The 10,140-nt window shown below is 67.7% G+C and carries 10 protein-coding genes; 7 read left to right on the top strand and 3 right to left on the bottom strand.

Annotated features, from left to right (window positions below; translation table 11 throughout):
- Positions 1–205: 205 nt before the first annotated feature.
- Positions 206–1,624 (bottom strand): pyridoxal phosphate-dependent decarboxylase family protein, encoded by a 1,419-nt coding sequence (locus ACWGIC_RS43635; protein WP_452081823.1) that lies wholly within the window; start codon positions 1,622–1,624, stop codon positions 206–208.
- Positions 1,625–1,950: 326 nt separating this feature from the next.
- Here ACWGIC_RS43635 and ACWGIC_RS43630 point away from each other — a divergent pair, with 326 nt between their 5' ends.
- Complete coding sequence (locus tag ACWGIC_RS43630; protein WP_452081822.1) at positions 1,951–2,091, top strand: hypothetical protein; 141 nt, start codon at positions 1,951–1,953, stop codon at positions 2,089–2,091.
- A 53-nt stretch (positions 2,092–2,144) separates the two neighbouring features.
- Here ACWGIC_RS43630 and ACWGIC_RS43625 read toward each other — a convergent pair whose 3' ends face one another.
- A complete protein-coding gene (locus ACWGIC_RS43625; protein ID WP_452081821.1) occupies positions 2,145–3,485 on the bottom strand; it encodes a nucleobase:cation symporter-2 family protein in 1,341 nt (446 codons plus the stop codon).
- Between the two features lie 74 nt (positions 3,486–3,559).
- Between ACWGIC_RS43625 and ACWGIC_RS43620 the strand changes: the two genes are divergently transcribed.
- Positions 3,560–4,681: a 5-methyltetrahydropteroyltriglutamate--homocysteine S-methyltransferase gene (locus tag ACWGIC_RS43620; protein ID WP_452081820.1), complete on the top strand. Its 1,122-nt coding sequence runs from the start codon at positions 3,560–3,562 to the stop codon at positions 4,679–4,681.
- Positions 4,678–4,986 (top strand): NIPSNAP family protein, encoded by a 309-nt coding sequence (locus ACWGIC_RS43615; protein WP_452081824.1) that lies wholly within the window; start codon positions 4,678–4,680, stop codon positions 4,984–4,986. Before ACWGIC_RS43620 ends, ACWGIC_RS43615 begins: the two co-directional genes overlap by 4 nt.
- Here the strand turns inward: ACWGIC_RS43615 and ACWGIC_RS43610 are convergent, their stop codons facing one another.
- Positions 4,987–5,658, bottom strand: a complete 672-nt coding sequence (locus ACWGIC_RS43610; RefSeq protein ID WP_452081819.1) for a MerR family transcriptional regulator — start codon at positions 5,656–5,658, stop codon at positions 4,987–4,989.
- Between the two features lie 89 nt (positions 5,659–5,747).
- Here ACWGIC_RS43610 and ACWGIC_RS43605 point away from each other — a divergent pair, with 89 nt between their 5' ends.
- The 4 genes from ACWGIC_RS43605 to ACWGIC_RS43590 all read left to right on the top strand — a co-directional run bounded on the left by ACWGIC_RS43605 (position 5,748) and on the right by ACWGIC_RS43590 (position 10,086).
- Positions 5,748–6,827 carry an erythromycin esterase family protein gene (locus ACWGIC_RS43605; RefSeq protein ID WP_452081818.1) on the top strand — a complete coding sequence of 360 codons (1,080 nt, stop codon included), beginning with the start codon at positions 5,748–5,750 and terminating at the stop codon, positions 6,825–6,827.
- Positions 6,828–6,893: 66 nt separating this feature from the next.
- Positions 6,894–8,117 carry an NAD(P)/FAD-dependent oxidoreductase gene (locus tag ACWGIC_RS43600; RefSeq protein ID WP_452081817.1) on the top strand — a complete coding sequence of 408 codons (1,224 nt, stop codon included), beginning with the start codon at positions 6,894–6,896 and terminating at the stop codon, positions 8,115–8,117.
- 12 nt (positions 8,118–8,129) lie between these two features.
- Complete coding sequence (locus tag ACWGIC_RS43595; RefSeq protein ID WP_452081816.1) at positions 8,130–9,302, top strand: 4-hydroxybenzoate 3-monooxygenase; 1,173 nt, start codon at positions 8,130–8,132, stop codon at positions 9,300–9,302.
- A gap of 61 nt (positions 9,303–9,363) precedes the next feature.
- Entirely contained in the window at positions 9,364–10,086 is a 723-nt protein-coding gene (locus ACWGIC_RS43590; protein ID WP_452081815.1) for a Clp protease N-terminal domain-containing protein, read from the top strand.
- Positions 10,087–10,140: the final 54 nt, after the last annotated feature.

Genomic DNA, 10,140 nt, shown 5'->3' with positions numbered 1-10,140 from the left:
CTTCTGCGTTTGTTTTTCCGGTTGGGTGGTGTTTTTACTGGGCGTAAAACACCCCTCCAAACCACCCCTCGAACCGCATTTGGGCTTCGTATCGGGGTGCAGGGCGGGGGCTGGCTGCCTGGGGTGCGTGGGGTGTGGTGGTGGAGGTTTAGGGAGTGGGGCTTGCGCCCCGATGTGGTGTGGGGGGCGTGAAGATGGGGCGGGGTCAGGGGGTTGCCAGGGTGGTCAGGCGTTCGGCTAGCAGGTCGATGTCTGCGTCGGTGGTGCGGTGGTTGGTGATGCAGGCGCGGACGCAGGGGTGTCCGTGAACCCGTGCGGGGCCGAGCATTGCGGTGCCTTCTTCGTGCAGTCTGGTGAGGAGTTCTGCGTGTGCTTCGGCGTTGCGGCCGGGCATTCGGACGCAGACCGCGGTGAGGGTTACGGGGTTCATCAGTTCCAGGCCGGGCGCTGCGGCGATGTGTGAGCCGAGGCGGGTGGCCAGGGTCAGGCAGCGTTCGGTGACAGTTCGGAAGGTGCCTACGCCGAAGGTGCGCAGGGCGGCCCAGACCTTCAAAGCCTTGAAGCTGCGGGAAAGTTGCGGGCCGTGGTCCATGTAGTCGAGCAGGTGGGCGTCGTCGATTGCGGTGAGGTAGGACGACGAAGACGAGAAGGCGAAGGCGGCGCGTAGTTTCGCCATGTCCTTGACCAGCAGGGCTCCTGCTTCAAGCGGCGCGAAGAGCAGTTTGTGCGGGTCCAGGGTGATGGAGTCCGCTCGGGACAGGGGGCGCAGGGCGTCGCGGGTCGAATCGGCTAGGACGAACAGAGCACCGTATGCGCCGTCTACGTGTAGCCAGAGGTCTTCTTGTGCGCAGAGGTCGGCGATGGGGTCGATGGGGTCTATCGAACCGGTCGTGACCGTGCCTGCGGTGGCGACGACGCAGAACGGTTCCTTTCCGGCTGCGCGGTCTTCGGCGATTGTTTGGGCCAGCAGATCTACGCGCATTCGGAAATGGTCGTCGACGGGGATGGTGCGGACATTGTCCAAGCCGATTCCCAGGAGGGCGGCGGCTTTGACTACGCTGCGGTGTGCCTCGTCGGAGGTGTAAAGGACTAGCGGAGCGCGAGTTTCCTGGAGGCCGCGTTCGCGGAAATCCGGTCTGCGGTCGGCGATGGCGGCGGTGATCGCGTCCTTGGTGGCTCCGGAACCGCCGCTGGTGAGGATGCCGCCGGAGGATGGGCCCAGTGCGAAGAGTTCGGTCAGCCAGTCCATGACGGAACGCTCGATCACGTTGGCAGCGGGGGAGATCTGCCACAGATTGCAGTTCTGGTTCAGCACTGCGGCGATCGCTTCGGCGTACGCGCCGATGCCGTTCGGCGGGCCTTGGACGTAGGCGAGGAAACGTGGGTGCGCGATCGTGGTGGTGTAGGGCACGATCCGGTCCACGACGTCGGCGAAGAAAGCTTCTACGCCGAGGCCTTCTTCGGGGAACGGTTCGGCGAGCAGTTTAGCCAGGGTTTCCCGGTCTGATTCAGGAGCGATCGGGCGACGAGTGAGTGAATTTTCGTAGCTGTCGGTGAACCGGGCCAAAAGTTCGGCCGCTCTAGTCCGTTCGGCGGCATTGAGAATGAGGGAAGTGCCGTCCATGCGCCCTCTTCTGTCCGAAGGTCTTTTCCGGCACAAGGTGCCATGGCGGAGATCGGCGGCGCAATGGCGGGAAGTCGGCTGTCCGCGTTTCTGGCCGCTGGGAAGAAAGAAGTGCCCGAACGGCCTGGGGAAACGGGTGTGACCGGGCATGATGGAATGCTGCGGCCGAACGGCGGTACCGGGGAAAGGTTGCGGGGCAAGGGGTTCCGGGCCCGGTCGGCTCCGCGGCGGAGAAACGGGGCCGACCGGGGGCAGGACAGTTTGTCGGGCAGGTCGCTGAAATCCGCGGTCGTCCAGCGTTCCGGGCGCATCGAGAGCACGACGTTGTGGTCTTGCTCGGGAGCGGCCTTGACGTAGGCGATGGCCGCTTCCTCGGGCAGGTACCGGCGCGGATGCCGGTGCCGGACACTGGTTCGCTGCGCGGCGACGTAGCGCAGTGGGCGGCGGCGGTCGAACGCGCGCGCTGACCCGGACGGGCCGGTCGAGCCTGGCATCGGGGTGAAGCTGGCGGACCCGCCGCTTACGGCAGCAAGTCTCCCTCCCGCCGCTTCCCCAGGTGGTTGAACAGCAGGTTCAGCACGAAGACCAAGACCGCGGCGACGGTGATCGGGCTGCCGCAGATCGTCCGCAGCCAGGCGGGGAAGTGCTGGAAGAACACCGAATTGCCGAACCGGTCTAGCCCGAAGGCGGGCAGCAGCCCGACGCCGATCGCCACCGAGGCCACGAAACCGTTGTGGTTGCCGGAAAACTCGACCTTCCTGAGCGTCTGCACGCCGACCACCGCGACCATCGCGAACATCACCACCGCGACGCCGCCGACGACCGGTTCCGGGATCGCGGCGATGAACGCGCCGATCTTCGGCACCAGGCCCATCACCACGAGCATGCCGCCGGTCGTCGCGACCACCCAGCGGCTGCGCACGCCGGTCATCTGCACGAGCCCGACATTCTGCGCGAAAGCGGTGTCCGGGAAGGAGTTCATGAAACCGCCGAAGATCGCCGACAGCCCGTCGGTCGCCAGGCCCCGGGAGAGATCGGCGGGGGCGACCGGGCGGCCGGTGATCTCGCCGACCGCGATCAGGTCCGCGGTGGTCTCGGTGAACGACACCAGCATCACCACGCACATCGACACCACCGCGGCGACCGGGAACGTCGGCGCTCCGAAGTGGAACGGCGAGGCCAGGCCGAACCAGCTCGCGTCGCCGACGCCGGAGAAGTGCGCGCGGCCGAGCGGAATCGCGATCAGCACGCCGGCGACCAGCGCGACCAGCGGCCCGATCTGGCCGAGGAACCCGCGCAGCACCCGGGTGAACAGCACCACCAGCGCGATCACCCCGAACGCCAGCCCGAGGTTCGCCGGATCGCCGTAGGACGGGTCGCCGGTGTCGTGCCCGCCGATCATCGCCGTGCCGGGGCCGAGCAGCGAGATCCCGATGACCAGCAGCAACGTCCCGGACACCAGCGGCGGGAAGAACCGGATCAGCGCGGCGAACGGCCGGGCGATCAGCAGCCCGAAGACGCCGGAGGCGATCATCGCGCCGTACACCGCGGTGAGGCCGTACTGCGCGGCGATCAGGATCATCGGGTTGACCACGGTGAACGTCGCGCCCGCGACCACCGGCAGCCGGACGCCGAACAGCCGCCCGATGCCGACCGACTGGACCAAAGTGGCCAGTCCGGCGACGAACAGGTCGGCGTTCACCAGCAGCGCGATCGACGCGTTGTCCAGGTGCAGCGCACTGCCGATGACGAGCGGCACGGCGATGCAGCCGGTGTACATGATCGCCATGTGCTGCAGCCCGAGCAGCAGCAGCCGTCCGGCGGGAAGGCCCCGGTCGACCGGGTGCACTGCGTTCGTCATGAGCGGCTCCTTCGCTGTGGTCCCGCCGGATTATCGCTGCGCATACCGCCGGTTTGTGTGTGACCATGCCAGACATGACTGCACGACCTCCGTTCCGTGCCGATCATGTAGGGAGCCTGCTCAGGCCGGCGGTGCTGCGTGAAGCGCGGCGCGACCACGCGGCGGGGGAGATCTCCGCCGAACAACTGCGAGCCGTCGAGGACGACGCGATCCGCGACGTCGTGAAGATGCAGAAGGCGGCCGGTCTGAAGTCCGCGACCGACGGCGAGTTCCGCCGGTCGTCCTGGCATATGGACTTCATCTACGCGCTCGGCGGCGTCTCGCGCAGCGACGAGCGGCTGCACGTGAAATTCCACAATCTCGCGGGCGACCTGGAGTTCAGCCCGCCCGGCCTGCAGGTCGACGGCAAGGTGCGCCTCGACGAGCCGATCTTCGCCGACCACTTCGAGTTCCTGAAGGCGCACACCGACCCGGGCATCACGCCGAAGCTGACCATCCCGTCGCCGAGCATGGTTTATTACCGCGGCGGCCGGGCAGCGGTGAGCGAGACCGTGTACCCGGAGCTGGACGAGTTCTTCACCGACCTCAGTGCGGCGTACGCGCAGCAGTTGCGCGCGATGAGTTCGCTGGGCTGCACGTATCTCCAGCTGGACGACACCAGCCTGGCTTACCTCAACGACCCGAAACAGCGTGAACTCGTCGCGCGCATGGGCAGCGATCCGGACACCATGCACCTGCGCAACATCTCGACGATCAACGCCGCGCTCGCCGGGAAGCCGGACGACCTGACCGTGACGACCCATCTGTGCCGCGGCAATTTCCGCTCGTCGTGGGTGGCGTCCGGGAGCTACGAGTTCGTCGCCGAGGCGTTGTTCGGCGAACTGGCCGTGGACGGGTTTTTCCTGGAGTACGACGACGAACGCTCTGGCGGCTTCGAGCCGTTGCGGTTCGTGCCGAAGGGAAAGCGGGTCGTGCTCGGGCTGGTCACCAGCAAACGGCCCGAGCTGGAAGACCCGGACGCGCTGGTGCGGCGGATCGAGGAAGCGTCGCGGTATGTGGACGTGGACCAGCTGTGCTTGTCGCCGCAGTGCGGGTTTTCCTCCACTGAGGAGGGGAACGACCTGACCGCCGGTGAGCAGCTGCGGAAGCTGGAGCTGATCGTTTCGACGGCGGAGCGGGTTTGGGGGAGTTCGTGATCACCTGCGTGGTCGACTATGTGATCGACCCGGCGAAGATCGCGGACTTCGAACGGTTCGCCGCCGAGTGGATGCGGCTGGTGCGGCGCGAGGGCGGGGTGCACCACGGGTATTTCCTGCCCGCGGAAGGGGCCAGCGACGAAGCGCGGGCGTTGTTCAGCTTCGAAAGCCTGGCCGCGTACGAGCGGTACCGGACGTTGTTCGGAGTGGACCCGGAGTTCGTGGCGGCGGACCGGATCCGGGACGAGAGCGGGTGCGTGATCCGGTATCGGCGCACGTTCATGCGGCCGCTTTTGCCGGAGTGATCATTCGAGGTAGCGCGACAGCTGGGCAGCCCCGTCCAGCATCGCGTGCGCCCGGGCGGTGAGCCGGGAACGCCAGGTGCGCAAGGCTTCTTCGAGCGGCGCGACCCCGCCCGCGTGCCGGACCTGCTCCAACACTGCCGCGATCCGGGCGAGCGGGTAGCCGCCGCGCCGCAGTTGGTGCGCGAGGCGGGCGTCGCGCACCACGGCCGGCGGGTAGCGGCGATTTCCGGCCCGGTCGCGTTCCGGTTGGAGGATTCCGGCGGCCTCCCATTTGCGCAGCGTGGCGGGGTGTACGGACAGCTGGTGCGCGAGCGCGCCGATCGACGGCACGGTCTGCCGTACGTCCGGCTCCTGGGTCAGGTTGCGCAGCGCGTGCTCGACCTCGGTGAGAGTGCCGCGGTCGCGCAACAGCTCGGCGTGCCCCTCGTCGATCAGCTGGAAAGCGGTGTCTTCCGTGCGCTCGTTGACCGCGCGGAGGATCGCTGCCGCGCGGGCGTGGCCAAAGCCCGGGCGCAGGGCGAGGAAGGTGCGCAACGCTTGCGCGTGGCGTTCGGTGTACGTCCGGTAGCCCTGCGGTCCGCGCTCGGCCGACGGGAGGATGCCGTCCTCCTCGTAATTGCGGACGGCCTGGGTCGACAAGCCGTGCTCGCGGGCGAGGTCTTTCGGACGCATGTCACCTCCGGTTTGAGGGTTCACCGGCCATTCAACCAGGTGGATCGCAAAAAAGTGCCAATAGAGAGTTCAACGATACGGTCAAAGCAATGAAGACCTTCGACGACTTCCTCGCCCACCGTTCGCCGACTCTGCTCGGACTGGGCGAACCGACCCACTGGACCGAAGCGTTCCCGTTGTTCCGCAACGAAATCTTCCAGCACCTCGTCCTCGAACACGGCTACCGCTCGATCGCGCTGGAGAGCGACTGCCTCGCCGGACGTCTGGTCGACCGCTACGTGACCACCGGCGAAGGTGACCTCGACAAGGTCCTGGCCACCGGGTTCAGCCACGGCTTCGGAGCGTTCCCGTCGAACCGCGCGCTGGTCGAATGGCTCCGCGACCACAACGCCGGCCGCGCGCCCGAAGAGCAGGTCCACTTCCACGGCTTCGACGCCCCGCTGGAAATGGCCAGCGCACCCAGCCCGCGCGCCGTGCTCACCGAACTGCACGGCTTCCTGGCCGAGCATCTTGACGACGTCCCGCACGACGTCGCGACCATCGAGCGGCTGGCCGGCGACGACGCGGCGTGGGCGGACGAAGCGGCGATGTGGGACGGGGCGATGTCCAAAGGGGACAGTCCGCACGCAAGGGAGCTGCGGTTGATCGCCGACGACCTTGCTGGCCAGTTCGAACGGGCGCGTCCGGCGTTGCCCGACGGCGGCGATCTGCTCGCCCGCACCGCGGTCGGGCTCTGCCGCTACCACTCGCTGATGGCCGACACCTCGCCGGAGCGGATGGGCCGGCTCGGAGCGCAGCGCGACGCGATGATGGCGGACAACCTGCTCGCGCTGCCGGGGACGTTCGTCTCCGCGCACAACCAGCACCTGCAGCGTCGCGCGACCTCGATGATGGGCGCGCAGTGGTGGAGCGCGGGCGCGCAGGTCGCGCACCAGCTTGGCGACCGGTATGTGTTCATTGCCACCGATTTCGGCTCGTCCGATGGGGTAGAGGACCCCGCGCCGGGGACGCTGCAGGCGTATCTCGCCGCGACGGTCCAGGACCGTGAACTGGTCGAAACCGCCGGAATCGACCCCGCGCTGCCCGCGCGGACCGGCGACGGACGCGGGTATCTCCCGTTCGACGCGGTCGAAGCGGCGGATGCGATCGCGTTCCTGCAGCGGGTGTGACGGCTGCTCCTCGACGATCTTGGCTGAGGTGTGCTCAGATGGAGCCGAGATGTCGGGAGGAGCGAGATGAGCACCGAGACCGTTCTCGTCGTCGGCAGCGGGCAAAGCGGGTTCCAGGCCGCGGCGTCCTTGCGGGACAAGGGGTTCGCCGGCCGCGTGATACTCGTCGGCGACGAGCCGGGGGTGCCTTATCAGCGGCCGCCGCTGTCGAAGGCGTATCTGGCGGGCAGCGCGGGCGTCGAACAGCTGGTGCTGCGGCCGGAGGACTACTTCGCCGAAAAGGACATCGAGCTGGTCCGCGGCCGGGTCGCCGCGATCGACCGGGACGCGGCGAAAGTCCGGCTCGAGGACGGTACGGAGCTGGGTTACGACCATCTGGTGCTGGCCACCGGCGCGCGCAACCGTGCGTTGCCGGTGCCCGGCGCCGATCTCGAAGGCGTCCTGACGCTGCGCACCCGCGAGGACGCCGACCGGCTGAGGGCATCGCTGGACGCGGCTGGTGACGTCGTGGTGATCGGCGGCGGGTTCATCGGGCTGGAGTTCGCCTCGCACGCTGGTCGTCCGGTCACCGTGGTGGAGGCGCAGGACCGGCTGCTGGCGCGGGTAGCGTCGCCGGAGATCTCGGAGTTTTTCGCCGAGCACCACCGGGCCGCCGGGCACACGCTGTTGCTGGGCGTCGGCGTCACCGCGCTGCACGGGTCTGGTCACGTGGAGTCCGTCGAACTCTCCGACGGGCGACGGCTGCCCGCGGACCTCGTGGTCGTCGCGGTCGGCGTGCTGCCGGAGACGACGCTGGCCGAGGCGGCTGGGCTTGAGGTGCGCAACGGCGTCGTGGTGGACGAACACCTGCGCACCGAGGACCCGAAGATCTTCGCGATCGGTGACTGCGCGTGCTTCCCGTGCGTCCAGGCCGGTGCCGAAACCCGGCTGGAGTCCGTGCAGAACGCGGTGGACCAGGCCCGTTCGGTGGCCGCGGCGATCGCCGGGGAACCGGCGCGCTACGACAGCCTGCCGTGGTTCTGGACCGACCAGACCGGCGCGAAACTCCAGATCGCGGGCATCCTCGGAGCTGCGGACCGGACCGTGGTGACCGGTGACCGGGACAGCGGGAAGTTCTCCGTGCTGTCCTTCCGCGACGACGTGCTGATCGCCGTCGAATCGGTCAACCGCGCGCCGGACCACATCGCCGCGCGCCGGTTGTTCGCCGCGGAACCGCATCCGGCGTACGCGGAGCTGGAAGCCAGCTCGTTCGATCTGAAAGCACATCTGAAGTCGCGCACCGCGGCTTGATCGGAGGTTCCGTTGCGCACGCAGGTCGCCGTGATCGGCGCTGGCCCGGCCGGGTTGCTGCTGTCGTTCCTGCTGCACCAGGCAGGGGTCGAGGCGGTGGTGCTCGAAGCCCGCGACCGCGAGTACGTGCGGCAACGCGTGCGCGCCGGAGTGTGCGAACAACCGACCGTCGACCTGCTCACCAAGATCGGCCTCGGCGGCCGGTTGGCGGCGGAAGGCTTGCCGCACGAGGGTTTTTCGCTCCGTTTCGACGGGGCCGATCACCGCATCGCGCTCACCGAGCTGACCGGCAAGGCGATCACGGTCTACGGGCAGCAGGAGATTGTGAAGGACCTCGTGGACGCGCACGAGGAGGCGGATCTTCCGCTGCATTTCGAGGTCTCGGATGTTTCTCTGTCCGATGTAGACACTTCGCGCCCTGTTGTGCGGTACCGAGATTCCTCCGGTGCCTTGCAGACCTTGGAATGCGACGCTATCGCTGGCTGTGACGGGTTCCATGGCGTCTCGCGTCCGTCCATTCCGGACGGTGTGCTGACCACCTTCGAGCGCGAGTACCCCTTCGCCTGGTTGGGCGTTCTGGCGCAGACGCCGCCGTCGCACGAGGAGCTGATCTACACCCACCATCCGCGCGGATTCGCCTTGCACAGCATGCGTTCCCCGGACGTGACGCGGTTGTACCTGCAGGTCGATCCGGCGGAGAATCTGGCGGCCTGGTCGGACGACCGGATCTGGACGGAACTGTCGACCCGCCTGGCCGTCGACGGGGAGTTCACCCTGCAGGAGGGGCCGATTCTGGACAAGGGCATCACGCCGATGCGCAGCTTCGTGACCGAGCCGATGCGCCACGGCCGCCTGTTCCTGGCTGGCGACGCGGCCCATATCGTGCCGCCGACCGGGGCCAAGGGGATGAACCTTGCGGTGGCGGACGTGGTGGTGCTTTCGCGGGCTTTGGTCGCACTGCTGCAAGGGGATTCTTCGCTGGCGGAGTCCTATTCGGACACTTGCCTGCGGCGGGTGTGGCGGGCGGAGCACTTCTCGTGGTTCATGACGACGATGCTGCACGTGGACCCGGGCGCGGACGCGTTCGCCCGGCGGCTGCAGCTGTCGCAGCTGCGGTACACGGCCTCGTCCAGGGCGGCGGCGGAGAGTTTGTCGGAGAACTACGTGGGGTTGCCGTTCGCTTGAGCGCGCCAACCTGGTCAACCCAAGGTTGACGACACTCAATCGTCAACCTAAAGTTGACGACATGACCGACTCAGTGAAGCTCGACGACCTCATCAACGCCATCAAGGCCAACAACGAAAAAGACGCCCTCGCCCAGCTCACCGACGCCGTGTACGTCGGCCAGCACCTCGGTGAAGTGGCTGACCACCTGATCGGCCACTTCGTCGACCAGGCCCGCCGCAGCGGGGCTTCCTGGACCGACATCGGGGCCAGCATGGGCGTGACCAAACAAGCCGCGCAGAAGAGATTCGTGCCGAAGGGCGACGATCCATCCGGCGGGATCCAACGGACGTTCGGCCGATACACCGACCGGGCGCGGCACGTCATCGTGGCTGCTCAGCAGGCGGCCATCGACGGCAAGAGCGCCGAGATCGACACCGTGCACCTGGTGCTCGGCCTGCTTTCCGAACCCGACGCACTGGCTGCGGGCGCGATCGTCGCCCAAGGCGTGACGTTGGAGGCGGTGAAGGAAGCCGCGGAGGCGAAGCTGCCGGAACCGCTCGACGAGGCTCCCGAGAAGGTGCCGTTCGCTTCAGCGGGCAAGAAGGCGCTGGAGCTGACCCTGCGCGAGAGCCTGCGGCTCGGGCACAACTACGTCGGCACCGAGCACATCCTGCTCGCCCTGCTGGAACAGGGCGAGGGCGCGGGGTACGAAGTCCTTGCCGCACTGGGGGTCGACAAGGAACGGGCCGAAGCGAAGATCAAGGAGTTCCTCGCGGAAATCCTGGGCACGCTCAATCAGTGAGCCGTGAAGGACTCCTTGAGGGAATCAGATTCCCTCAAGGAGTCCTTCACGGAC

Source organism: Amycolatopsis sp. NPDC054798, assembly GCF_053611505.1.
The sequence above is the reverse complement of the archived record's forward strand: the minus strand, read 5'-3'. Positions and strand labels throughout refer to the sequence as shown.